This is a genomic window from Azospirillum sp. HJ39 (assembly GCF_041507355.1).
In the GTDB taxonomy this organism is placed as follows: domain Bacteria; phylum Pseudomonadota; class Alphaproteobacteria; order Azospirillales; family Azospirillaceae; genus Azospirillum; species Azospirillum thiophilum.
Genome location: NZ_CP167911.1, coordinates 2,943,314 through 2,967,583, shown reverse-complemented (window position 1 = coordinate 2,967,583; position 24,270 = coordinate 2,943,314). Strand labels below are relative to the sequence as shown.

23 protein-coding genes are annotated in these 24,270 nt (G+C 67.7%); 14 read left to right on the top strand and 9 right to left on the bottom strand.

Annotation, left to right across the window (positions count from 1 at the left end; translation table 11 throughout):
- The first annotated feature begins 1 nt into the window (after position 1).
- From ABMY26_RS27475 to ABMY26_RS27455, 5 genes are all read left to right on the top strand, one after another.
- A complete protein-coding gene (locus ABMY26_RS27475; RefSeq protein WP_372397728.1) occupies positions 2-1,558 on the top strand; it encodes a portal protein in 1,557 nt (518 codons plus the stop codon).
- Entirely contained in the window at positions 1,551-1,829 is a 279-nt protein-coding gene (locus ABMY26_RS27470) for a hypothetical protein (RefSeq protein WP_372397727.1), read from the top strand. Before ABMY26_RS27475 ends, ABMY26_RS27470 begins: the two co-directional genes overlap by 8 nt.
- A 42-nt stretch (positions 1,830-1,871) precedes the next feature.
- Positions 1,872-2,666 (top strand): hypothetical protein, encoded by a 795-nt coding sequence (locus tag ABMY26_RS27465; RefSeq protein WP_372397726.1) that lies wholly within the window; start codon positions 1,872-1,874, stop codon positions 2,664-2,666.
- 240 nt (positions 2,667-2,906) lie between these two features.
- Entirely contained in the window at positions 2,907-5,237 is a 2,331-nt protein-coding gene (locus ABMY26_RS27460) for a putative bifunctional diguanylate cyclase/phosphodiesterase (protein ID WP_372397725.1), read from the top strand.
- A 193-nt stretch (positions 5,238-5,430) separates the two neighbouring features.
- On the top strand, positions 5,431-6,618 hold the full coding sequence (locus ABMY26_RS27455; RefSeq protein ID WP_372397724.1) for a glycosyltransferase family 9 protein: 1,188 nt from the start codon (positions 5,431-5,433) through the stop codon (positions 6,616-6,618).
- Positions 6,619-6,772: 154 nt separating this feature from the next.
- Here ABMY26_RS27455 and ABMY26_RS27450 read toward each other — a convergent pair whose 3' ends face one another.
- The gene (locus ABMY26_RS27450) at positions 6,773-7,009 is read right to left on the bottom strand and encodes a DUF4170 domain-containing protein (RefSeq protein ID WP_045581218.1); all 237 of its coding nucleotides are present in this window, start codon (positions 7,007-7,009) and stop codon (positions 6,773-6,775) included.
- 237 nt (positions 7,010-7,246) lie between these two features.
- Between ABMY26_RS27450 and ABMY26_RS27445 the strand changes: the two genes are divergently transcribed.
- Together ABMY26_RS27445 and ABMY26_RS27440 are read left to right on the top strand one after the other, a co-directional pair.
- Positions 7,247-7,957: a cytochrome b/b6 domain-containing protein gene (locus ABMY26_RS27445; protein WP_372397723.1), complete on the top strand. Its 711-nt coding sequence runs from the start codon at positions 7,247-7,249 to the stop codon at positions 7,955-7,957.
- A gap of 220 nt (positions 7,958-8,177) precedes the next feature.
- A complete protein-coding gene (locus ABMY26_RS27440) occupies positions 8,178-9,278 on the top strand; it encodes a cytochrome-c peroxidase (protein ID WP_372397722.1) in 1,101 nt (366 codons plus the stop codon).
- A gap of 65 nt (positions 9,279-9,343) precedes the next feature.
- On the opposite strand, the gene ABMY26_RS27435 is transcribed toward ABMY26_RS27440, so the two are convergent.
- Positions 9,344-9,781, bottom strand: a complete 438-nt coding sequence (locus ABMY26_RS27435) for a cytochrome c (RefSeq protein WP_372397721.1) — start codon at positions 9,779-9,781, stop codon at positions 9,344-9,346.
- A gap of 389 nt (positions 9,782-10,170) precedes the next feature.
- On the opposite strand from ABMY26_RS27435, the gene ABMY26_RS27430 reads away from it, so the two are divergent.
- The gene (locus tag ABMY26_RS27430) at positions 10,171-11,376 is read left to right on the top strand and encodes an aspartate transaminase (RefSeq protein WP_372397720.1); all 1,206 of its coding nucleotides are present in this window, start codon (positions 10,171-10,173) and stop codon (positions 11,374-11,376) included.
- 84 nt (positions 11,377-11,460) lie between these two features.
- Here the strand turns inward: ABMY26_RS27430 and ABMY26_RS27425 are convergent, their stop codons facing one another.
- Together ABMY26_RS27425 and ABMY26_RS27420 are read right to left on the bottom strand one after the other, a co-directional pair.
- Complete coding sequence (locus ABMY26_RS27425; protein ID WP_372397719.1) at positions 11,461-11,667, bottom strand: molybdopterin-binding protein; 207 nt, start codon at positions 11,665-11,667, stop codon at positions 11,461-11,463.
- Positions 11,668-11,813: 146 nt separating this feature from the next.
- Positions 11,814-13,853, bottom strand: coding sequence for an elongation factor G (locus ABMY26_RS27420; RefSeq protein WP_372397718.1), 2,040 nt, complete (start codon positions 13,851-13,853; stop codon positions 11,814-11,816).
- Between the two features lie 662 nt (positions 13,854-14,515).
- Here ABMY26_RS27420 and ABMY26_RS27415 point away from each other — a divergent pair.
- From ABMY26_RS27415 to ABMY26_RS27405, 3 genes are all read left to right on the top strand, one after another.
- Complete coding sequence (locus ABMY26_RS27415; protein ID WP_372397717.1) at positions 14,516-14,995, top strand: cache domain-containing protein; 480 nt, start codon at positions 14,516-14,518, stop codon at positions 14,993-14,995.
- A gap of 79 nt (positions 14,996-15,074) precedes the next feature.
- Positions 15,075-16,787, top strand: coding sequence for a methyl-accepting chemotaxis protein (locus ABMY26_RS27410; RefSeq protein ID WP_372397716.1), 1,713 nt, complete (start codon positions 15,075-15,077; stop codon positions 16,785-16,787).
- Positions 16,788-16,961: 174 nt separating this feature from the next.
- Positions 16,962-17,429: a Dps family protein gene (locus ABMY26_RS27405; protein ID WP_045581209.1), complete on the top strand. Its 468-nt coding sequence runs from the start codon at positions 16,962-16,964 to the stop codon at positions 17,427-17,429.
- Positions 17,430-17,523: 94 nt separating this feature from the next.
- Here the strand turns inward: ABMY26_RS27405 and ABMY26_RS27400 are convergent, their stop codons facing one another.
- On the bottom strand, positions 17,524-19,167 hold the full coding sequence (locus ABMY26_RS27400; protein WP_372397715.1) for a sensor histidine kinase: 1,644 nt from the start codon (positions 19,165-19,167) through the stop codon (positions 17,524-17,526).
- A 174-nt stretch (positions 19,168-19,341) separates the two neighbouring features.
- Between ABMY26_RS27400 and mtnA the strand changes: the two genes are divergently transcribed.
- On the top strand, positions 19,342-20,439 hold the full coding sequence (mtnA, locus tag ABMY26_RS27395; RefSeq protein ID WP_372397714.1) for an S-methyl-5-thioribose-1-phosphate isomerase: 1,098 nt from the start codon (positions 19,342-19,344) through the stop codon (positions 20,437-20,439).
- A 10-nt stretch (positions 20,440-20,449) separates the two neighbouring features.
- Here mtnA and ABMY26_RS27390 read toward each other — a convergent pair whose 3' ends face one another.
- A complete protein-coding gene (locus ABMY26_RS27390; RefSeq protein WP_372397713.1) occupies positions 20,450-20,656 on the bottom strand; it encodes a hypothetical protein in 207 nt (68 codons plus the stop codon).
- Positions 20,657-20,794: 138 nt separating this feature from the next.
- Entirely contained in the window at positions 20,795-21,085 is a 291-nt protein-coding gene (locus ABMY26_RS27385; protein WP_372397712.1) for a hypothetical protein, read from the bottom strand.
- Positions 21,086-21,426: 341 nt separating this feature from the next.
- Between ABMY26_RS27385 and ABMY26_RS27380 the strand changes: the two genes are divergently transcribed.
- Together ABMY26_RS27380 and ABMY26_RS27375 are read left to right on the top strand one after the other, a co-directional pair.
- Positions 21,427-21,660, top strand: a complete 234-nt coding sequence (locus tag ABMY26_RS27380) for a hypothetical protein (protein WP_372397711.1) — start codon at positions 21,427-21,429, stop codon at positions 21,658-21,660.
- Positions 21,661-21,834: 174 nt separating this feature from the next.
- Positions 21,835-22,086 (top strand): hypothetical protein, encoded by a 252-nt coding sequence (locus ABMY26_RS27375; RefSeq protein ID WP_082108848.1) that lies wholly within the window; start codon positions 21,835-21,837, stop codon positions 22,084-22,086.
- Positions 22,087-22,104: 18 nt separating this feature from the next.
- Here the strand turns inward: ABMY26_RS27375 and ABMY26_RS27370 are convergent, their stop codons facing one another.
- Together ABMY26_RS27370 and ABMY26_RS27365 are read right to left on the bottom strand one after the other, a co-directional pair.
- Positions 22,105-22,866, bottom strand: a complete 762-nt coding sequence (locus ABMY26_RS27370; protein ID WP_372397710.1) for a hypothetical protein — start codon at positions 22,864-22,866, stop codon at positions 22,105-22,107.
- An 88-nt stretch (positions 22,867-22,954) separates the two neighbouring features.
- Positions 22,955-24,076: a Do family serine endopeptidase gene (locus ABMY26_RS27365; RefSeq protein ID WP_372397709.1), complete on the bottom strand. Its 1,122-nt coding sequence runs from the start codon at positions 24,074-24,076 to the stop codon at positions 22,955-22,957.
- Positions 24,077-24,270: the final 194 nt, after the last annotated feature.

Sequence of the window (24,270 nt, the reverse complement as noted above, 5' to 3'; positions counted from 1 at the left end):
GATGTCCCAATCCCCAGCCATCAAGACGGCGTCCCGGAAGGCGAAGGAGCTGTCGGAGCCCGAAGCCTTGCTGGAGCGCTACCGGGCCGCGCGCGAACGCCGCGCCGTGTGGGAGCGCCACTGGCAGGAGTGCTACGATCATGCGCTGCCCAATGGCCGGCCCTTCCGCGGCGACGGCACTCCCGGCGAGCGCCGCGTCGACCGGCTGTTCGACGGCACCGCCCCCGACGCGGTGGAACAGCTCGCCGCCAGCCTGCTGTCGGAACTGACGCCCCCCTGGTCGCGCTGGTTCGGCTTCCAGCCCGGGCCGGCGCTGACCGGGGCGGAGCGCGACCGCGTCGCTCCGCTGCTCGACCGCACGGCCGGCATCGTCCAGGCCCATTTCGACCGCTCCAACTTCGCGGTGGAGATCCATCAGGCCTTCCTCGACCTCGTCACCGTCGGCACCGCCAGCCTGCTGATGGAGGAAGCTGCCCCCGGTGCCCCGTCCAGCCTGCGCTTCACCGCCGTGCCGCTGGCCGAAGCGGTGCTGGAGGAGGGGCCGGACGGCCGGCTCGACGCCACCTTCCGCCGCAGCGAGGCGACGATTGCCCAGATCCTCCAGCGCTTTCCCGGTGCCGACCTGCCCGATGAGCTGCGCAAGCGGGCCGCCGACATGCCCGACACCCGCTTTGCCCTGGTCGAGGCGGTGCTGCCCGACGGCACCGCCTATCGCTGGGCCGTGGTTCTGGACAGCGGGCTGGCCGAGCCGTCCTGGCTGGCCCAGGGGCGCTTCGCCCAGTCGCCTTTCCTCAATTTCCGCTGGCTGAAGGCGCCGGGCGAGACCTACGGCCGCTCCCCGGTGATGAAGGCGCTGCCCGACATCAAGACCGCCAACAAGGTGGTGGAACTGGTGTTGAAGAACGCCTCCATCGCCGTCACCGGCATCTGGCAGGCGGAGGATGACGGGGTGCTGAACCCGGCGACCATCCGGCTGGTGCCGGGCACCATCATCCCCAAGGCGATGGGATCGGCCGGGCTGACCCCGCTGGCCAATCCCGGCCGCTTCGACGTGTCGCAGCTGGTGCTGGACGATCTGCGCGGACGCATCCGCCATGCGCTGCTGATCGACCGGCTGGGGCCGGTGGAGTCGGCGCGCATGACCGCGACCGAGGTGCTGGAACGGTCCGTCGAAATGGCACGGCTGCTGGGCGCCACCTATGGCCGCCTGCAGGCGGAACTGATGACCCCGCTGCTGCTGCGCGCGGTGTCCATCCTGCGCCGCCGCGGCGAGATCCCGGACATCACCGTCGACGGCCGGCTGGTCGAGTTGCAGCACCGCTCGCCGTTGGCCCAGGCCCAGGCGCAGCGCGACGTGCAGGCGACCCTGCGCTGGCTCGACAGCGTCAAGGCGCTGGGGCCGCAGGCGGAGGCCGCGATGGACGCCGCAGCGACCGCCCGTTGGCTGGGCGAGGCCTTCGGCGTTCCCGCCAAGCTGATGCGGGCGGAGGCCGCCGCACCCGCTTCCGTTCCAGCTTCGGCGGCGGCTGCATCGCCCGTGGAGGTGCCCAATGGCTGAGCGCGGCGGCTGGGACTGGCTGGAGGCTCTGCCCTCCGACGGTCCGGACATCGCCGAGGTTCCCGCCGAGGTTCCCACCGATCCGGCCCCCAGTTTCGCCCGCTGCTTTGCCGGGGCTGACGGGTTGCGGGTGCTCGCGGTGCTGCGGGCGATGACGCTCGACCGCGCTCTCGGCCCCGACGCGCCGGAGGCGGCGCTGCGCCACCTCGAAGGCCAGCGCCAGCTGGTGGCCGCCATCCTCGCCCTGGTCGCGCGGGGACGGACCGGCTGACCGACGGTGTCCGTTTCTTTTTCTTCTCTTCTGGAGTCGATCATGGCCGACAATCTGCTGACCGCACCCGTCACCCCCGCCGCCGTGCCGCCCGTGTCCGATGCGGCCCAGCCGCCGGCGATCCCGGAGAAGTTCCGCGATCCCAAGACCGGCGCGCTGCGTGTCGAGGCGTTGCTGAAATCCTATCTGGAACTGGAACGCCGCCTGTCGACGCAAGCGCCGCCGGCCCCCCAGCCGGTTCCCGACCTCGCCTCCTCCGAACCGCCGCCTTTCGATCCGGCCACGCTCGATCCGGCGCAGCTCCGCCGGCTGCTGGGAGCGCCGGACTCGGCGGATGGCTACAGGATCGCCTGCGACCACGGGATGTTCCAGCCCGACCCGGAGATCAACGGCCGCCTGTTCGAAGCCGGCTATACCCCGGACCAGGCCCAGCTTCTCTACGACCTCGCCGCCGAGCGGATGGTGCCGCTGATCCAGCATCTCGCCGCCGAGTTCCAGGCGGAGCGCGAGGTCGAGCGGCTGGTCGCCCGCTTCGGCGGCGAGGAGCGCTGGCGCGAGGTGTCGCGTCAACTCCTGGCCTGGGCCGGAAAGACCCTGCCCGCGGCGGCGGTGGAGGGGCTGTCGACCACCTTCGAGGGCGTCATGGCGCTCTATTCGATGATGACCGGCAGCGAACCGTCGGCCCTTGCGATGGCGGGAACCCGCTCCGGCGTCGGCGATGGCGAGACCGAGCTGCGCACCCTGATGCGCGACCCGCGCTATTGGCGGGAGCGCGACCCGACGGTGATCGCCCGCGTCACCGAAGGCTTCCAGCGGCTCTATCCCGGTCAGGGCTGATCCGTTGCCGGGGCGCCTGACCGCGCCCCGGACCGGCGGCCCACCCTGTCAAGCAGGGGGAGCGCCGGTCCAGAGAGGACAAACCGTCGCAGCACGCCCCCCTCGTATCAGTTGGACAATTATCTGCTGCGTGTGCGAAGAAAAAATTCGATTGCGCGTTTGAAATGAAGACGCCACCTTTCCCCTCATACAACTGACCGTCCGTTTGTCGAACGGACGAGAGAGCGACGCCGGGCCCCGATGACGCTGCGCCGCAAGATACGCTGGCTGACCTGGATCGGCCTGATAGGCTGCCTGATGGCGGCAATCCCCGCGCTCTTCCTGCTGCGGCAGGGCATGATCGCCGAACGGGGACAGGTGGCGGCCGCCCTGGTCTCGTCTGCCGAAGGGCTGCTCGGCGATCTGGACCGGTCGGCGGCATCCGGGGCGATCTCCGTCGACGAGGCGCGCGAGCGGGCGCGGCAGGCGCTGCGGGCGCTGTCGGCCAAGCCCTTCCATGTCACGATCTTCACGGACGGCATCCTCCCGCCGGGCTGGCCGGCCCTCGATCGCGCGGTGACGGCGAACGGCCGGTTCGAGCCCTGGGGCTGGGCGATCGGCGCCGCCGGGGACATCGGCGACCTCGACCGCGATTTCCTGGTGGAGGCATCCGGCTTCCTGTTGTTCCTGGGCGCCCTTCTGGTGCTGAGCTGGCCGGGATCGCTGTTCCTGTCCCAGCATGTGGTCGGTCCGCTGGAAGCCCTGTCGGTCCGCATGCATCTCCTGACCCAGGGCCGCACCGACATCGACATACCCGGTTGCGACCGCCGCGACGAGTTCGGCGCGATGGCCCGCGCCATGGAGTTCTTCCGCCGGGCCGCCATCGCCCTGATCGAGCGGGACGAACGGCTGGCCGGCATCATGAACAATGTCAGCGAGGCGATCCTGCTGGTCGACTCCCACGGCCGGATCGAGGAGCACAACCCCGCCGCCGTCGCGCTGTTCGGCGTTCCCGCCGATGCCCTGCGCGGGCGGACGCTGTCGAGCCTGTTCGCCGCTCCCGACCGTGGGCGGGTGGATGAGCTGCTGGCCGACATGGACCTGCGGGAGGATATGACTGCGCCGGTGCGTGCGGAGGCCCTCGGGATCGAGCGTCCCGATGGCGGCGAGCGCATCGACGCCTCGCTCAGCGTGTCGCCGCTGGTGGTGCAGGGGCGGCGCGGCTTCGTCTGCGCGCTGGCCGACGTGACCGACCGGCTGCGGCACGAGCGCGAGTTGATGCGGCTGGCGACCCGCGACCGGCTGACCGGGCTGCCCAACCGGGCGATGATCGAATCGGTGCTGGAGCGGGCGGTGGAGCGCAGCCGCCGCCATGACCGCAATTTTGCCGTGCTGTGCCTGGACCTGTCGCGCTTCAAGCTGATCACCGACACGCTGGGCCATCAGGCCGGCGATGCGCTGCTGCAGGAGGTGGCGCGGCGGGTGGTCGCCAGCGTCCGCGCAGCCGATCTGGTCGGCCGCATCGGCAGCGACGACTTCGCCGTCATCCTGGAGGAAATCCGCGATGCCGACGAGGCGGCGGCCATCGCCGGCCGCATCCTCGACTCCTTCGATGCACCGGTCACGCTGCCCGGCTGCGAACATTACGTCCGCCCGGCGGTCGGCATCGCCGTCTATCCGGACGACGTGGCGGGCGAGGCGGAGGATCCGCAGGCGTTGCTGCGCGCCGCCGAAACCGCGCTCTATGCCGCCAAGCGGATGGGCGGGCGCCGCCATGCCTTCTTCCGCCCCGAACTGGCCGAGCAGGCCCGGCGCCAGCTGGCGCTGGACGGCGACCTGCGTGCGGCGCTGGCATTGAAGCAGTTCCGCCTGCATTACCAGCCCAAGGTGTCGCTGATCGATTTCTCGCTGGAGGGGTTCGAGGCGCTGCTGCGCTGGGAAAAGCCGGGGCATGGCATGATCCCGCCCGGTGAGTTCATCCCGGTGGCGGAGGAGACTGGCTTCATCGTGCCGCTCGGCGACTGGGTGCTGGACGAGGCCTGCCGGCAGATGCGCGAATGGCTGGATGCCGGGATGGAACCGGTTCCGGTCGCGGTGAACATCTCGCCGAAGCATCTGCGCAACCGCAGCGCCGAGGATTTCCGCCGGATCATCGACCGCCACGGCCTGCCCCCCGACCTCGTCGAGCTGGAGATCACCGAAGGCGCCGTGATGCAGGATCTCGACCATGCGCTTGCCGTGCTGGCAGCGTTGAAGGCGATGGGCATCCGGGTGGCGGTGGACGATTTCGGCACCGGCCATTCCTCCCTGAGCTATCTGAAGCGGCTGCCGATCACCACTCTGAAGATTGACCGCTCCTTCATCAGCGGCGTCCCGCAGGAGCGGGAGGATGCCGGCATCGTTTCCACCATCATCGCGATGGCCGACATGCTGGGCCTGCATGTGGTGGCCGAAGGGGTGGAGAAGACCGAGCAGGCCAATTTCCTGCGCCACCACAATTGCACCCAGGTCCAGGGCTGGCTGACCGGCCGCCCGGTGCCGGCGGATGCCGCCTGCAGCCTGTTGATGGAGCGGTTGCGGGAGATCGCGTGAATTTTGGAACGGCATGAATCGGGCCGCATGACAGCTTTGTCCGGTTCTTTTTCCCGGTGCGCGTCCGGCGGATAACGGGCATTTCATATGTGGGACCGGATCCGGCCTCATGCATGCGGACCATGCCAGTGCCCGCTTTGCGGACCATGCGACGGCCTTATATGGACTCACTCCGTTTCCGGACCGTATGACCATGCAGTCTTCCGATCACAGCGTCTTCGACCTGATGGCCCAGGCCCACAGGCTCTATGAAGCGCAGGATGCTGACGGGGTGCTGAGGTTGGCTTCGGCATTTGTGCCTGATGGGGATCATCCATCTTCCCGATTCAGGGAAGACATCGCGAACATGCTCCACAATCTCTCCTTCACATGCCATGCGGCCGGGAATCACGATGTTGCGCTGACCTGCTCCACCGAGGCTGCCCGTCTTCTTCCGGAAAGCCATTTGATCGGTCTTCACCGCTCCTACCTGCTGCTCGCCCGCCGGGCCTATAGGGAGGCCTGGGATCGGACTGTCTGGCAACGGGCGTTCCAACCGGCGCATCCGTTGATGTGGGATGGCGTCAGCAAGATCGACGGGTTGTATGTCAGGAACTCGAACGGCTTGGGTGACTTCATACAATTCCTCCGCTTCATTCCCGAAGCCGTGCGGCGAACCGGCCATGTCTATGTCGAGGTGCCGCCTGGGATCGCTCCGCTCATTCGCGAGGACAACCCGCTTCATGGCGTCACCCTGATCGACAGGCGGAGTGCAGGCGTGGTTCGAGGTACTGTCCAAGGATATTGCGAACTGGTCTGCCTGCCCTTCGCGATGGGGCTGGGGCCGGAGGAGGTCGCGATGCCGGTCCCCTGCCTTCGCCCGCCGGCCAACCGCACCCGGCCTTGGCACGATGTCGTTGCCGCTCACGGCGGCATTCCGGTTGGTCTGATCTGGGCTGACCGTGGGGCCGGAAGCCTGCGTTCCCTGCCGTTTTCGGCACTGCGCAGTTTGATGGACATATCCGGGATCCGCTTTTTCTGCCTGCAAAGCGACAAGGACAAAAGCCAGATCCATGAACGGATGCTCCCCGATAATTTCACTGATCTGGGGGTGCATGACTTGCAGAATACGGCCGCCATCATGAAGGCCATGCGACTGATCATCGCGCCCGACTGCGGGCTTGCCCATCTTGCCGGTGCGCTGGGCGTGGAAACCTGGATGTGCCTCTCACATGCCTGCGACTGGCGCTGGGGCAATGACGGCACCGGGAGCGACTGGTATCCGAGTGCCACGCTGTTCCGCCAGGATGCTGCCGGACGAGTCGGGGAGGAACCGTGGACCTCCGTCCTTTCCGCCATCTCCGGACGGTTGCGGCACCTTGTCCTTCACGAGTCGCGATGACATCGGCGGCGCATTTTCCACGGCGCCGACACCCCTGAGCCATTCGGGATTTTCCGGTCGGACGGACTTTGACGGGAAGCCCTTCGCCTTTTCCGGGCGAGTCCGCCGGCACGGCTGCGGAGGGATTGCCCCACAGCCGTGCCGGCAGTCGGGATCAGTGCTTGTGGTCGCCCGCCGCCGGATCGAGGAAGCGGTGCAGGTGCACGATGTAATAACGGATGTGGGCGTCGTCGATGGTCTGGCCGGTGGCACCGCGCCATGCCTTGTAGGCGTCCTCATAGCTCGGGAAGATGCCGACGATGTGCAGCTTCGACGGGTCGACGAACTGGTCCGAGTCCGGACGCACGAGTTCGCCGCCGAACACGAGGTGGAGGAGCTGTTTGTCGGGCATGGCAAGGTCCTTGTCGCCGGGGGAAGGGGGAGGTCAGGCTGTCGTTGCGCCGGTTGTCCGGCCGATGCTTCGCATTCTCATATCCGGCGGCCGGGCAGCGCATCAAGCCTGTTGACTCGGCATTCGACCTTTGCCACCACGGGAGTAAGGCATCTTCAGGACCAGCGCAAAGAATCCGTCTCATTGCCGCAGATGACGGACACCCAGAACACGGCAAAACACTGCGAGGATCGAGCGATGGCAAGTGGTCATACCGCGACTCGGGAGAAACATGGGCGCGAGGTCCGGGTCTGGGACCTGCCGACCCGCCTGTTTCATTGGACATTGGTCGTCACGGTGGCGGTCGCGATTCTGTCGGCCGAGCTGGGTGTGCTTTCCCTGCATATGTTGGCCGGGGAAACAGTCCTGGTCCTCGTGCTGTTCCGTCTTGTCTGGGGTGTTGTTGGCAGCCAGACCGCACGCTTCGTCCAGTTCGTGAAGGGGCCGCGCGCTGTCCTGGACTATCTGAGAAAGGCGCGCGCCGGCGGAGAGGCGGCCTTTTCCCTGGGCCATAACCCGCTGGGTGGCCTGATGGTGGTGGTGCTGCTGCTGGTGCTGCTGGTCCAGGCGACCAGCGGCCTGTTCGCCAGCGACGACATCCTGGTCGACGGCCCGTTGGTTCCGTTGGCCTCCGGCGCCACGGTCGCGGCGTTGAGCTCGCTGCACCGGTTGTTGGCCAACGGCATCTTCGTGCTGGTCGGGCTGCATGTGCTGGCGGTGGTCTTCTATCTGCTGGTCAAGAAGGACAACCTGATCCGCCCGATGGTCACCGGCCGGAAGACGCTGCCCGGCCGGGTCGTGGCCGGAGATCAGTGGGTGGAACCGCGCCGCGCCCCGATGGCGCTGGCGCTGGCCGTCCTCGCCGCGTCGGCCGGGCTGGTCCTGTTGGTTCTGCGCGCCGCCGGGTGACTTGCGCCTGCGGGCCGCGGGCCTTGCCTGCATGGCGGCATATGCCATTGGTTGTGTGCGACAACGCGTCGTCTGTGCCTGGAGATTGGCTTGTCTAGAATGACTCCAGATTGATCCAAGCCAGAACCAACGAGCGGCCCGATTTCCGGGATCGATCGGCCATGCCCGGTCGCAATGACCGGTCGTGGATGACATCGGCCGCGCCGAGGGACAGCCATCCATGCACGCGCACTCCAAATACCGTCCGACCGCCGCGCTGAAAGGCCTGCTGGTCGGTACCGTCGCCGTCCTCGGCGTCCTTGCCGCAACCGCCGGCACCGCGGCGGCCGCCGATCCGCCGGCCGGGGACGCCCTGATGGGCCGCGCGCGGGAGATGTTCAAGCCGCTGCCGGCAACCCTGCCCGTGGTCCGCAACAACGCGGTGACCCATGAGAAGATCGACCTCGGCAAGATGCTGTTCTTCGATCCGCGCCTGTCGGCCAGCGGCATCTTCTCGTGCAACAGCTGCCACAATCTGGGGCTCGGCGGTGTGGATGGGCTGGAGACCTCGGTCGGTCACGGCTGGCAGAAGGGGCCGCGCAATGCGCCGACCGTGCTGAACGCCGTGCTGAACGTCGCCCAGTTCTGGGACGGCCGGGCGGAGGATCTGAAGGCCCAAGCCAAGGGTCCGATCCAGGCCGGGGTCGAGATGAACAGCACGCCCGACCGCGTGATGGAGGTGCTGAACAGCATCCCCGCCTACAAGGTCAAGTTCGCCGCGGCCTTCCCGAACGAGAAGAACCCGGTCACCTTCGACAATGTCGCCATGGCGATCGAGGCATTCGAGGCGACGCTGACCACGCCGGCCGCCCCCTTCGACCAGTATCTGGAGGGCAAGGCCGACGCGCTGACCGACACGCAGAAGGCCGGGCTGGAACTGTTCATCGACAAGGGCTGCGCCGGCTGCCACAACGGCGTCAATGTCGGCGGCCACGATTATTTCCCCTTCGGCGTCGTCACCAAGCCGGGGGCGGAGATCCTGCCGCCGGGCGACAAGGGCCGCTTCGCCGTCACCAAGACCGCCGACGACGAATATGTCTTCCGCGCCCCCACCCTGCGCAACGTGACGCTGACCGCCCCCTACTTCCATTCCGGCAAGGTGTGGGATCTGCGCCAGGCGGTGGCGGTGATGGGGTCGAGCCAACTCGGCGCCACCCTGACCGATCAGGAGATCGACAAGATCACCGCTTTCCTGACGGCATTGACCGGCCAGCAGCCGCGCGTCGAATACCCGCTGCTGCCCGCCAGCACGCCGGCCACGCCGCAGCCGGTCTTCAAGTAGGCTCGATCAAGGAAAAGGCCCTTCCCCACCTCGGTGGGGAAGGGCCTTGTTCGTGAGGCCTGCGTTTATTCGGAGCGGTAGCGCTGGTGGCAGGCCTTGCAGCTGTCGGCCATCGCGCCGAACGCCTTGGCCGTCGCGGCCTTGTCGCCAGTGGAGGCCGCGACCTTCAGTGCCTGGGCGGAGGCCTGGAGCCCTTGCGCCTTGGCGGTGAAATCCGGGAAATTCGCCCAGATCACTTCCTTGGCCGCCGTCCTGCCCTTGTCGGAGCCGGGCGGGAACAGGCCGGGGATCTTGGCGGCGAAGGCGTCGACACGGTCGGTGACCGGACCGATGGCGGCCAGATCGCCCTTGCCGACCGCATCCTTGATCTCGCCCATCGCCTTCTTGTAGTCCTCGAACCCGGCCTTGCGGGTCTGGATGACGTCCTGGGCCAAGGCGGCGCCGCCGGTCAGCATCAGTGCGGCCGACGCCGCAAGCACGATACGGGAAAACACTGTTCTCATCCCTTCCTGAGTTTTGTCCCCCGGGCAACGCTTACACACTGTCGAGCCAAAACTGTCAAGTGAAGCGGGTGAAACGGAGCGATTCCGGTACGGTATTCATTTGTAGAGTAATAAATAATGCTGAGGCGCTCCATTTCGGTATTGCCGGCGCCGAAAGCTAGCCCCACAAACAGTCTGAACTGCCCGTGGAAGGCCGCCGGACGTCCTGCCGCACCATGCCGCCACAGGGCGGAAAATCCGCGGAGCCGGGCGGTTTCGACGGGCCGACCGGCCTTGCAAGCGGGGTGTAGCGGAAGTAAGGTCCGGCCTCGCGCCTTCCACCCGGAGGGGCAGGCGTCGAACGACGTCTCCGCCACACCGTCATCACAGCCCTGAGGGGGCCCGCCGCCATGTCGATTATCGCGTCCCGTCTCTCGCGCATCAAGCCGTCGCCGACCATCGCCGTGACCAACAAGGCCCGTGAACTGAAAGCGGCCGGTCGCGACGTCATCGGCCTCGGTGCCGGCGAGCCGGACTTCGACACCCCCGACAACATCAAGGCCGCCGCGATCAAGGCGATCGAGTCCGGCGACACCAAATACACCGCGGTGGACGGCACGCCCGCGCTGAAGAAGGCGATCTGCGCCAAGTTCGAGCGCGAGAACGGCCTGACATACACGCCGGACCAGATCACGGTCGGCGTCGGCGGCAAGCAGGTGCTGTACAACGCGCTGATGGCGACGCTGAACCCGGGCGACGAGGTCATCATCCCGGCCCCCTACTGGGTCAGCTACCCGGACATGGTGGAACTGGCGGAAGGCACGCCGGTCGCCGTCTCCTGCCCGGCCGAGCAGGGCTTCAAGCTGCAGCCTGCCGACCTGGAGAAGGCGATCACGCCGAAGACCAAGTGGCTGATCCTGAACTCGCCGTCGAACCCGTCGGGCGCCGCCTACACCCGCGAGGAGATGAAGGCGCTGACCGACGTGCTGGTTCGCCACCCGCATGTCTGGGTCATGACCGACGACATGTACGAACACCTGCTGTATGACGGCCTGGAGTTCGTCACCCCGGCCCAGGTCGAGCCGTCGCTGTACGACCGCACCCTGACCGTCAACGGCGTGTCGAAGTCCTATGCGATGACCGGCTGGCGCATCGGCTATGCCGGCGGTCCGAAGGATCTGATCAAGGCCATCGGCGTGATCCAGAGCCAGTCGACCTCCAACCCGACCTCCATCGCCCAGGCCGCCGCCGTCGAGGCGCTGAACGGTCCGCAGGACTTCATCAAGGAGCGTGCGGAGGTGTTCCGCCAGCGCCGCGACCTGGTGGTGTCGATGCTGAACCAGGCCAAGGGCCTGCACTGCCCGAAGCCGGAAGGCGCCTTCTACGTCTACCCGTCCTGTGCCGGCACCATCGGCAAGACGACGCCTGACGGCAAGGTGATCGGTACCGACGAGGATTTCGTCACCTATCTGCTTGAGTCGGAAGGCGTCGCCGTCGTCCAGGGATCGGCCTTCGGCCTCGCCCCGCATTTCCGCATCTCCTACGCGACCTCGACGGAAGCGCTGGAAGAGGCCTGCCGGCGCATCCAGCGGGCTTGCGGCAACCTGCGCGACTGATCGGTCTTGCTGTCTTGAGCAAGGAAAGGGCCGGCACCGCAGGGTGCCGGCCCTTTTCACTGGGATGGATCGGGTTGCGGCTGCTTACTTGCCGATCAGCACGTCCGACGCCTTGATGATCGCGGTGACGTCGTCGCCGACGGCAAGCCCCAGCTCATCGACCGTTTCGGTGGTGACGGTGGAGGTGACGATGATGCCGCCGCCGACGTCGATCTTCACCTTGGCCGAGACCGGACCCTTGTCGACGGCGATGACGGTGCCCTTCAGTTGATTGCGCGCGCTGAGCTTCATAGGGTGTGATCCTTGTAATCGGAGGAGACCGTGCACCGCGACGGTGCAGCCGGAGAAGAGTAGCGCAGCGAACGCAATATCCAAATGGAAACAACGCTTGCCATAGCCCACTGCTCGCGGTGCGAGCAATGGGGGACACTGAACGGCTATTGCGCGGCCAGCATGTCGCGCCGGATTTCCACGGCGCGGTCGGCTGCCTTGCCCACCACCTCCTGCAATCGGTCGAACTCGGCGTTGTAGCTGCCGACGCCGAAGGTCAGCGACCGCAGCTCGACGATCAGATCCTGCATGTCGACCTGGGGCATGCACGCCTTCACCTCGTCCCAGCCGGACCAGCCCGGACGCGCGTCGAACCCCAGCAGCTGGCCGCGCCGGCCGCTGACCAGCCGTTGCACCTTGGGCGTGAAGGCGCTGGGTACCGCGATGGTGACGGTCAGGATCGGCTCCAGCAGCACCGGCTCGCAGGTCGGCAGCGCCTCGGCCATCGCCTGCCGCGCCACCGTCTTGAACGCCATGTCGGAACTGTCGACGGCGTGGAACTGGCCGCCGGTCAGGGCCACGGCGAAATCCACCACCGGGAAGCCCAGCGGGCCGCGCACCGCCGCCTCGCGCACGCCGGCTTCCACCGCCGGGATATACTGGCGCGGCACGGCGCCGCCGACCACCGCGTCCTCGAATTGGATGCCCGAGCCACGGGGCAGCGGCCGGATCTCGACATGGATGTCGGCGAACTGGCCGTGGCCGCCGGTCTGGCGTTTGAAGCGGGCATGGTGGCTGGTGCCCTTCCGGATCGTCTCCTTATAGGGCACCTGCGGCGGCTGGCCCTTCACCGCGACGTTGAAGCGGCTGCGGAGCCGGTCCATCGCCAGCTTCAGATGGACGTCGCCCTGGCCCCACAGCACCAGTTCCCCGGTTTCCCCCGACTGGTCGAGCGTCAGGGACGGATCTTCTTCCCGCAGCTTCTGGAGGGCGGCGGACAGCTTCACCTCGTCGTTGCGATTCTCGGCCCGCAAAGCCAGCCCGTGGACCGGCGGGGCGGCAGCCGGCCAGTCTGCGGAGGGCCCCAGGTTGGCCTTGTCGGTCAGCCGGTCACCGGTCGCCGCCTTCTCCAGCCGGCCGAGCGCCACCAGATCGCCTGCGACCGCCTGCGGCACCTTGGTCTGGTCGCGTCCGAACAGCTGGAAGATGCCCGACACCCGCTCGCCCCCCAGCGCCATGCCATCGGTGACGGTGCCGTGCCAGATGCGGGCCAGACTGAGTTTCCCGGCATGGGATCCCATCATCGTCTTCACGATCTGGGCCGCCACCGCCGTATCCTGCCGGATATCGATGCGGGAAGCGGTGACGGAAACATCCGGTCCCTCGTGGCGCAGGGCCTTCAGCAGGCGGCGGATGCCGTTGTCGTTTTCCGCCGATCCGAAGAAGACGGGGACGATCAGGTCGTCGGCCAGTTCTTGCGCCAGCGTCTCGTACAGCTGGGTGCTGTCGGGGGCCATGTCCTCCAGCAGCCTTTCCAACAGCGCGTCGTCGAAGTCGGCAGCCGACTCCAGCATCGCCTGCCGCGCCTCCGCCTCGCGGTCGCGCTCGCCGTCCGGCAGGGCCACCGGCTCGGACGGCTTGTGCGGGTTGAAGCGCCAAGCCCGTTCGCTGACCAGATCCACCAGCCCGGTGATCTGGCCGTTCTCGCGCAGCGGCACCTCGCGCAGGACAAGCTTGCGGGCCGATACCTCCTGATAGGCGGCGACCACATCGCGCACGCGCAGGTCGCCCAGCGTGTCGATCTTGTTGATGAACAGCAGATGCGGGATGCGGTGGTCGTCCAGGATCTTGAACAGAGGTGCCAGCAGCACCGCCTTCTCGGGCGCCGCCTCCGCCACCACGACGGCGATGTCGGCGGCCATCAGGGCTGCCTGCGCCTCGCCGGTCAACTCGACCGAACCAGGGCAGTCCAGGATCGACCAGCGTTCGCCCAGATAGTCGAAGGAGGCGACGTTCAGCTCGGTGCTCATCGACCGGGCCTTTGCCTCCGGTGACGTGTCGCCCACGGCGTTGCCGTCGCGCACACTGCCCTTGCGGGTGATGGCCCCGGCGGCGGACAGCAGGCTTTCCAGCAGCGTCGTCTTGCCGGCGAGATAGGGGCCGACCAGCGCCGCGCAGCGCGCCGTCCGGATTTGCGTATGCGGCATTCACACCTCCCGTGGAAGTTTCGGGCCGTTCTGGCCGAATTGTGGGAGCCGGGCTGCCGGGGCCGGACAGGGGGCGCCGACCGTTGGAGCGGCCCGCTCGCATGTGGCTTCGAAACGTGACCTTGTACTTTGCCCGGCCGCCGGTGGGCGACGGGACCGCTGCAAGCGGCAGGCGACGGACGGACGGCGGACGGGCGTCGGAAGGCGCGTGATCCGGCACCGGCGAAAGTCGCCCGCATCGGACTTTCGATGCTCCACCCGAACGCCATGGCTGTCGATGGAAAAAAGGGGCGGCAAACCGTCACGCAGGCGGCTGGAACCGCAGCTTGCGGCGACCGATGCCGAGGGGTGGACGACGCGGCGATCGGTCGCAGGGCTGGTCGATTGGCCGGCACCCTGGCCGCGCACGCAGGAACAACCTTGATAAGATGTTGGAATGGAAGAATGTGCCTTTTGGAATTGTGTGCCGCTCAATTGTTACGGAAATTGACGTACTGCAATGCGATATGATCGCAAAGAAATGGTACGGACAAACGGATGAAACCTTCTGCTAGTAGGATGGCTTGAAAATGGCCGCACGCTGAAGGCGACGGCGGCTGGACAACAATCGACGGGCTGGCTGGCGGTTCCCGGCAGGCCCTGAAACCCTTGGGGAAGAGCACATGCGCCTGTGGTTCCGTTTGCTGGTTGCCGGTCTGATCTCCGTCGGGACTGCCGTCCCTGTCCCGCTGTCGCCCGCCGCTGCCGAAGAGGCCAAGCCGACGCAGGAGGACGCCAAGTCCATCACCATCAAGGCCGTCGACCTGATCGCCACGCAGGGGCTGGACGAGGCGGCCAAGGTCTTCAATGCGGAAGGCCCGTTCAAGCATGGTGAGATCTACGTCAACGTCATCGACTTCGCCGGCGTCTGGAGGATCTACCCGCCGCGCCCGGCCGGCGCCGGCCAGAGCGTCATCAACGTCAAGGACCCGGACGGCCGCTACATCGTCCAGGACGTGCTGGCAGTGGCCAAGGACAAGGGCGAGGGCTGGGTCGAATATCGCTGGCTGAATCCTGCCAGCAACAGGATCGAGCCGAAGATCACCTATGTGAAGCGCGTGCCCGGCCAGGAACTGGTCGCCTATGTCGGCATCTACAAGTGACGGCCTCCGGGTGACGCGGCGCCCTCGGGATGGAGGCGAAGGCGGCAAGGACGGTAGGGACGGCGGGAAGGGGATGAGGATGGGCAACGGTGTCTTTGCGCGTCTGTCGGGCCTGTCGGTGGCGGGCCGGCTGTTCGCGGCGCCCCTGATGGGGATCGTCCTGACGGTGGCGGCGCTGGCGTTGGCCGACCGGGAGTCGGAACGGGCGCTGAGCGCGGTGGACGGCATCCATCGCGAAGCGGCCGGGCGGCTGGGCCGGATCGACCGGCTGGTCGCCGTCGTCTACGTCATCCACAGCGACGTATCCCGCCATCTCGCCCTGTCCGGCTCCGGCATCGAGGAGGCCAGGCTGCAGGTCATGCGCGACGCCATCGCCGCCAACCTGGGCGATGCGCGGAAGGCCGTCGCCGACCTGCGCGGCATGCAGTTGGACGAGGCGGAGCGGGCGATGCTGGACGAGGTGTCGGCCCGCCTCGGCGCCTATGCCAAGGCGGTCGACGAGATGAACCAGATGGCGGCGATCGATCGCCTGATCGGCATTCCGATGATGGCTCACACCGATGCCCAGTTCGCCGCCCTGACCGGCAAGGTTGTCGAGGCGCAGACCGCCATCGGCCGGTCCACTGCCGCTGCGATCCAGGCCACCCGCAACGTGGCCGCCGCCGCACGGCGCGACTTCGCGCTGGTGATGGCCGGGCTGCTGGCGGCGATGATGGCGGCGGGCCTCCTGTTCGCACGCTCCATCACCCGGCCGCTCCAGCAATTGTCGCGGAGCACCGCCGAGCTTGCGGCCGGCCGGCTCGACGCCGTGGTCGAGGGCGGGTGGATGCGCAACGAGATCGGTGCCATGGCCCGGGCGCTGGAGGTGTTCCAGACCAACGCCCGCGAGGTGGTGCGCCTGACCGCCGACCAGCAGCGCCAGAAGGCCGAAGCGGAGGCGGAGAAGCGCCGGGCCATCGACGCGTTGGCCGACCTGTTCGAAGCCCGCGTGGCCGAGGTGGTGCAGCAGGTCGGGGCCGGCGCCCATCAGGTGCGCAGCAATGCCGCCGGCATGCTGGAGCGTGCCACCAGCGCCAACCGGCAGGCCGCCACCGTCGCCGCCGCCAGCGCCCAGGCGGGCACCGGCGTCCAGACCGCCGCCGCCGCGACGGAGCAGATGCAGGCCTCGATTTCCGAGATCGGCGGGCAGGTTCGCCGCTCGTTCGACATGGTGCGGGGAGCCGTGCGCGCGGTCGAGGAGACAAACGGCCATGTCGTCGGCCTGTCCGACGCGGCCCAGCGCATCGGCGAGATCGTCGGGCTGATCAACTCCATCGCGGCGCAGACCAATCTGCTGGCGCTGAACGCCACCATCGAGGCGGCGCGGGCGGGGGAGGCCGGCAAGGGCTTCGCCGTCGTGGCGTCGGAGGTCAAGAACCTTGCCACCCAGACGGCCAAGGCGACCGAGGACATCGGCACCCAGATCGCAGCCATGCAGCAGGTGACCGGTGCCGCCGTGACCGCCATCAAGGGGGTGGGGGAGACGGTGGTCGGCATCGACGAAATCGTCGGCTCCATCGCCGGTGCCATGGAACAGCAGGCCGCAGCCACCCACGAGATCACCCGCAATGTCCAGGAGGCGGCGGCCGGCACCCAGGAGGTTTCACGCACCATCGCCACCGTTTCCACCAGCGCCGAAGAGACCGGAACCGCCGCCGGTGAGGTGCTGCGCGCCGCCGAATTGCTGGATGGCCAGGCAGTGACGCTGAACCGGGAGGTCAAGCACTTCATCGGGCGGCTGCGGCAGGGATGAGTGCCGGTCCCCGTCCGGAGCGCCCGATTGCCATGCGTTCTGCGAAGTTTGGTCGCATCAGCCTTGAAACCACTTGCCTGCGCCCAAGCTCATGTCCCGGACCGCGGGGCGCGGCCGGTGACGGCTGCGCCTGCGCTGGGGTATGATGCGGACCCAAACAAGAAGGATCGAACCATGAAGATCGACATCGGGATCTCGGACGCAGACCGCAAATCCATCGCCGAAGGATTGAACAAGGTTCTGGCCGACACCTTCGCGCTCTACATCAAGACCCATTCGTTCCATTGGAACGTCACCGGGCCGATGTTCAACACGCTGCACACCATGTTCATGACCCAGTACACCGAGCTGTGGACCGCGCTCGACGAGATCGCGGAGCGCATCCGTGCGCTGGGCTATCCGGCGCCGGGCAGCTTCTCGCAGTTCGCCGAACTGGCCTCGATCAAGGAAGAGGTGGGCGTCCCCAAGGCGAACGACATGATCCGACAGCTGGTCGAGGGCCACGAGGCCGCCGCCCGCACCATCCGCAGCGTCTTCCCGCTGGCCGAGCAGGGCAGCGACGAGCCGACCGCCGACCTGCTGACCCAGCGCCTGCAGATCCACGACAAGACCGCCTGGATGCTGCGCAGCATGCTGGAGTAGCCGTTTCGGCCGCCTGTCTTCGCCGGACTTCCCGGCGGAGGCGGGCGGCCTTCACGGACTCGTTTCCGCCCTCGTCTTTATGCCGACGCCATCGTCATGCCGCGCTCTTGGCGTGCTGGCGGACCGGCTGGTTGGGAATCGACAGGGTGAAGATGCTGCCGCCGTCGCGCTCGATCTTGAGCGAGGCGCCGGCCTGATGCGACAGCGCCTGTACCAGGTTCAGGCCCAGCCCGCTGCTGGCCCCGCCGCGGACGGGTCGCTTGTGCTGGCTGGGCATGCCGGCAGGCAGCCCGATGCCGTCGTCGCGGACGATCAGCCGCATACCATTCTCCGCCCGCTCCAGGACCACCCGGACGGTGCCGGGGTGTCCATGCGGGAAGGCGTGCAGCAGCGCGTTCGACACCAGTTCGCTGGTGGCGATGGCCAGCGGCGTGGCGCGGTCGGCGTCGACGATCCAGTCCTCGGCCTCCAACTCCAGTCGGGCGGCGGTCGGGTTGTCGGAGCGGACCAGCCCGTCGCACATCTGGCGAAGCGCGTCGGCAAAATTCAGGTGTGCCGGCTCCTGCGACCGGTGCAGCAGTTCGTGCAGCAGGCTCATGGTCTGGATGCGGCGCAGGCTTTCGTCGAAGCCGCGACGGGCCCGTTCGTCGATGCGGGCCGCCTGCAGGCGCAGCAGGCTGCAGATGACCTGAAGGTTGTTCTTCACCCGATGCTGCACCTCCTTCAGCAGCACCTCCTTGTCGGTCACCGCGGCTTCCAACTGGGCATTGGCCCGCTCCAACTGAACGGTGCGCTGGTGGACATGCTCCTCCAGCGTATCGTAGGCGTGCTGAAGCGCGTCCTCTGCCTCACGCTCGCGCCGGGCGCGCTGGATGGCGAGCGCGCCGATCACCGCCACCGTGGCGCAGGCGGCGGCGGCGAAGGCGGCGTAGATCCACAGCCGCTCGCTCCAGCGCCGCAGCACGCTGCCGGTGGTGATCGTCACCGCGGCCGACAGTCCGCTGTCGCCGACCGGGCGGGAGACGGTGATGTCGCCGGCATGGCTCGCCGCATCGTCGCCGCTGCCCTTCCCGCCAATCGTGCCCTGGCCCTCCGGCTCGCGCAGCAATGGTGTGCCGTCGGGTTTCAGGATCGATATGCTGTGGCTGTAACCGACCTCGAGTGCGCGGTAGACGTCGCGGAAGGCCCGTGCATCCAGCCCGGCGACGGCCCAGCCGCGTCCGGGTCCGCCGGGGAGGGGCTGGGCCAGGGTGATCACCGCCCGGCCGGCCATCCGGCCGTCGCCGATGGCCCGGCCTTCCGGGTTCAGGGCCGGTTTCAGGCCGGGCGGGGCGCCGGGAGGCGCGTCCGGCAGGCTCGACAGGACCAGTTCACCGGCTGGGTCGCGAATCTCCAGCCCGACCGCATGGGGGGCGCTGGCGGCCAGCAGGGCCATCCGCTCGCGTGTCGTTCCATCGTCGGGCAGCGGCGATCCGGTCGGGCCGGCCAGCGAGGCGGTCTGAGTCAGCAGCAGGTCGCCCGACTCGATCAGCCGGGCGGCATGCTCGGCCGCCAGCAGGCCGATGTTGCCGGCGACTCCGGCGGCCTGCCGCATCGCCTCGTCCCGGTCGCGCCAGGCGAAGATGGCCGACAGCCCGATGGTCAGCAGAACCGCGGCCGTGCAGGCGATCAGGACCAGCGCCGAACCGGGGAGCCGGTAGAGCGGGGAGGATTGGGAACGCAGTGCGCGCAACGGCATCGTATCGGGAGCCATGTGGGATTACGGCCAGTTCATTATTGGCCGGAAACGGTAACACCGTCCGGCGGGTGACGGTTCCGCCGAACGCTACCCGCGTTGAAGGGCCAGCCGCCACCGTCTATTGTGGGGTGCCGACAACGGCATCGGGCATTTGCCGGCTTGGAGGATGGTCCTATGCGGATCGACGGAACGGCTTACCGCACCATCTGGCCGGAAGCGGACGGCATCGTCACCATCATCGACCAGACCCGTCTGCCGCATGAGTTCGCCCTGGTCCGGCTGACGAGCCTGAATGAGGCCGCCCACGCCATCCGGGCCATGCTGGTGCGCGGCGCGCCGCTGATCGGCGCGACGGCGGCCTATGGCGTGGCGCTGGCGCTGCGCGCCGATGCAAGCGATGCCGGGCTGGAGAGCGCCTGCATCACGCTGCTGGCGACCCGGCCGACCGCGGTCAACCTGCGCTGGGCGCTGGAGCGGATGCGCGCCCGGCTGGCGCCGCTCCCCGAGTCGCAGCGCCTCGCCGCAGCCGATGCGGAGGCGGCATCCATCGCCGACGAGGATGTGGCGATCAACCGTGCCATCGGTGGCCATGGCGCCCACCTGATCCATGCCGCGGCCGGGCGGAAGGCGCCGGGCGGGCCGGTCAATGTGCTGACCCACTGCAATGCCGGCTGGCTCGCGACCGTCGATTGGGGTACGGCGCTGGCGCCGGTCTACGCCGCCTTCGAGCAGGGCATCCCGCTGCATGTCTGGGTGGACGAGACGCGGCCGCGCAACCAGGGCGCCAGCCTGACCGCCTGGGAGCTGAAACAGCATGGCGTTCCCCATACCGTCATCGCCGACAATGTCGGTGGTCATCTGATGCAGCACGGCAAGGTCGACCTGTGCATCGTCGGCACCGACCGCACCACCGCGGCCGGCGATGTCTGCAACAAGATCGGCACCTATCTGAAGGCGCTGGCGGCGCATGACAACGGCGTACCCTTCTACGTCGGGTTGCCGTCGCCGACCATCGACTGGACCATCGCCGATGGCTTGCAAGACATCCCGATCGAGGAACGCGACGGCCGCGAGGTCAGCGAACTGACCGGCCGCACTGCCGACGGACGGATCGAGACGGTCCGCGTCACCCCCGACGGCAGTCCGGTCGCCAATTACGCCTTCGACGTCACGCCGGCCCGGCTGGTGACCGGCCTGATCACCGAACGCGGGGTTTGCGCGGCGACACGGGAAGGATTGCTCGGGCTGTTTCCGGAGCGGGCCCGACGGTAGGGCCCTCTGTTCAGCGGCGGCGGTCGGACACGAGCCGTCGCCATAGCGGCTGCGGCGTTCCTTCGGCATTCTTCGCGTCCAGCCATTGATCGGCCAGTTCGCGGACCTGCCAGTCGCCGAGGAAGCGGTCACAGTCGATGGCGGTGTAAAGCCGCACGCGCTTTTTCCCCAGCCGTTCGAAATAAGCCAGCGTTCTTTGGCGGTCGATGTCTTCCATAGGCCCCAATGAAGCGGAGATTGTGGACCGACATATACCATATGTTGGCCTGCATTCCGGATATTGGAAGACCCATGCCGCCTGCGCAACTGTTCCTTCGTCGGGATTCCATCCCCCGGAAGGGGAGGGGACTCATCTCTATCGGTGCTTGGTGTCGAGACGGCCGGTGTGGATCACGACGTCCGACAGCGGAATGCCGGCCCGGGCTGCCGCGCGCTCCAGCGAATTGCGGTCCGGCCAGTACAGCCGGCCCGCGACCTCGGTCAATGCGCCCTGACGCTTGATGACCCAGATGCGGCTGAATGCCATTTCGACGATCCGCCCCATGGGCAGGCCGGATGAGAGCGAGCGGTTTCCTTCCAGATCATGGTCTCCCGGTGCTGTTCCGGAAAGAGTGGCGAAGGAAAGGGGGTTTTCCGATACCGTCATCTCTGTCTTCCCTCGGATCGGGATTTGACTGCGGAATGGCAGCGTGCCCGCGGCAGAAGCCGATATTTTTTCCCTGGCATCGACGCTTTGGGAGGAGAGGAAACGTACTAACCAAGACGCCGCTGGATTTCATTCGAAAATTTGTAATTATTTGTTATTCGCCGGATACAATTGATCAGGTCTTCCCAAAGATTTTGTAACCATAATTATTATATGGATATAAAGTTTGGCTTCATCCGGGGAAACCTTGGCATGCCGGTTCTGTTGTCCTCTGCGTCGGGGCCGGGAGCCGGCAGAGGCATCGGCCGCCGCAATGCAAACCATGACGATGGAGGAGCCCAATGGCCGCCGATAAACCGAAGGCAGACAAACCGAAGAATGAGGGAGAGGGCAATCGGACAGCCGACGCGCAATATCGCCGCGGCGTGGCCGACCACGTCAGGAATCACGACGTTCAGGGCGACGCCGCCCGCGCCCGTGAAGCGGTCGACGGGCCGGAAGGCGAAGACCTGCGCAAGGCCGAGGAAGCCGGCAAGAGCCACGCCAAGGGCGAAGATCCGCAACTGAAGCGCTGAGCCTGTCGTTCGGTCAGGCGCGAAGGGAGGCGGTTGTCGGCATTCGAGGTGGGAGATACCCCGGAATTGTCACGGCAGCATTCCGCGCCGATCCCCAAACATAAGCGTGGCCGCCGGAGGCATCCCGTAGACGGAGCATCCGGCGGCCACGCTTATGTTTGAAGGAAGAGACCGATGAAGACCACCATGCGGATACACACGGCCGGGGCGATGGCACTGCTGATCGGTGCGACGCTGCTCGGCGGCTGTTCGAACATGAACCATCGCGAGAACCGCGCCCTCACAGGCGGTGCGATCGGTGCGGCCGGCGGAGCCGCCATCGGTGCGGTCACCGGCGGCAGTGCAATCTATGGCGGCCTGCTCGGCGGTGCGGCCGGTGCGGCCGTCGGCGCCCTGACGGCGGATGAGGGAAGGCATCGCAGGTGAGGGGAGGTGACGGGATGATCACTCCTCCTCGTCGTCCTCGAACTGGTCGAGACTGAGGGAACGGACTTCCGTGCTGGGGGAGGGCGCGGGTGTGGCCGGGCGCGGAGCCGCGGACGGGGATGGGCGGCCGGTGGCGCGGCCGGGCGGCAGATGGGCGTTGGGACCCTTGAGGGGGCTGTTGACCGTGCCGCGCGGGCCGATGCTGGGTTCGTCGCCGAAGTCGGGCAGGGGTGGGATGCGGTCCATCACCCGGCGGATCAATCCGGTGATGCGGTCGGCCTCGGCGCGCAACGCCTGCCCGCGCTCCCCTTCATAGAGCGGATCGTCGAGAAACTTGCGGATTTCCAGCACGCCGCGCAACTCCACCCCGCACATCTCATTGGTCCCGATGGGCAGGGCCTTCACCCGCGCGAAGCTGGCGAAGAAGGCGGCGCTGCCCTCCACGAACTGGACCACCATGCGGGCATGCAGACGCTCCAGCGCGGTGGTCATCGGGCCGATCAGGTCCTCCAACTCCTCCGGCGCGGCGTCCAGCCGCTCCTGCGCCAGGGCGGCGAGCGCGAAGAAGTCGCGCACCCGCCGGCTGAAGCGGCGGTAGCGGGCCAGCCCGCCGACCGATACCCGTTCGCGCGCCGCCTGGGCCAGCTCCGCCGACTGCTTCAGCATGGCGTCGAGCCGCATCAGCAGCGTCGCGATCTCGCGCTGGCGCTGGGCCGCGCTGCGGCCGGGCGAGGGCGCCGGCGGGGCGGCCGGGCGGCGGGGTGGATTGGAACGCATCATGCCGGTACGGGGTGGCTCCTAGACGGGTCGCGCCTCGGCGCTCGGTTCAGCAACGCGCGCCTCAGCGCTTGATACAGCAACTCGCGCCTCAGCGCTCGGTGCGGACGGTGACCGACTTTTGCCCGCCGCTGCGCACCACCGTCAACTGCACCGGCGTGCCGACGCGCAGAAGGCCGATGCGGTTGCGGAAGTCCGTGGCGCTGCGGATGGGCCGGCCGTCGACCGCGACCACCACGTCGCCGCTGCGCAGGCCGCCGTTGTCGGCGGGCGATCCGCGCTCGATCTTGGCGATCAGGGCGCCCTCGTCGCCCTTCAGGCTCATGCTTTCCGCCAGGTCGGGCGTCAGATCCTGGATCGCGACGCCCAGCCGGCCGCGCCGAACCTCGCCGAACTCGCGCAATTGCTCCATCACCGAGCGAACGATGGTGACCGGCACGGCGAAACCGATGCCGACCGACCCGCCAGCCGGACCGATGATGGCGGTGTTGATGCCGATCAGCTCGCCCTGGAAATTGACCAGCGCGCCGCCGGAGTTGCCGGGGTTGATCGAGGCGTCGGTCTGGATGAAGTCCTCGTACCCCTCGATCTTCAGCCCGCTGCGGCCGAGCGCCGAGACGATGCCCGAGGTCACCGTCTGCCCCAGGCCGAAGGGGTTGCCGATGGCGACGACGAAGTCGCCGACCTGCGAGCGGTCCGAGTCGCCGAGCGGCAGGGCGGTCAGCCCATCGGCCTTGATCTGCAGCAGCGCGATGTCGGTGGCGGCGTCGCGGCCGATCAGCTTGGCGCGCAGGCGGCGGCGGTCCTTCAGCGTGACCGCGATCTCCTGCGCGTTCTCCACCACGTGACTGTTGGTGACGACATAGCCGTTGCGGGCGTCGACGATCACGCCCGACCCGGCGCTGACCTGCGGGCGGCCCTGCGGCATCTGGTCCGGCAGGTTGAAGAAGCGGCGGAAGAAGGGGTCGCGCAGCAGCGGGTTCTCGGCCTGCGGCGCCTGGCTCAGCACCGAGATGTTCACCACCGCCGGGGTCACCTGCTCCAGCATCGGGGCGATGGTTCCGCCGCCCACCGCACCCAGCGGCAGCGCCGCCGCCGCCGGCGATGCGCCCAGGCCCGGCACCGGGCCGGACGGTGGCAGCAGCGCGCCGCCGGTCAGCGCCGCCAGCCCGACAACCGCCGCAAACATCACCGGGCGCGCCACCGACTTCATGGAGTCTTCCTTTCTCGAGGGGGAGTTTGTTCGAGTCGCTTCGTCGACCGGGCTGATTTGGGACAAAAGCGGAGGCGGTTCAAGCCTGTCCGGCGCTCCCCCATCCCCGAAACCCTTAGCCCGAGAATCCCGGCAGCCATATGATAGCCCGATGGCGGCGGAAACTCCCGGTAAAGAAATTCAGTGCTATAGGA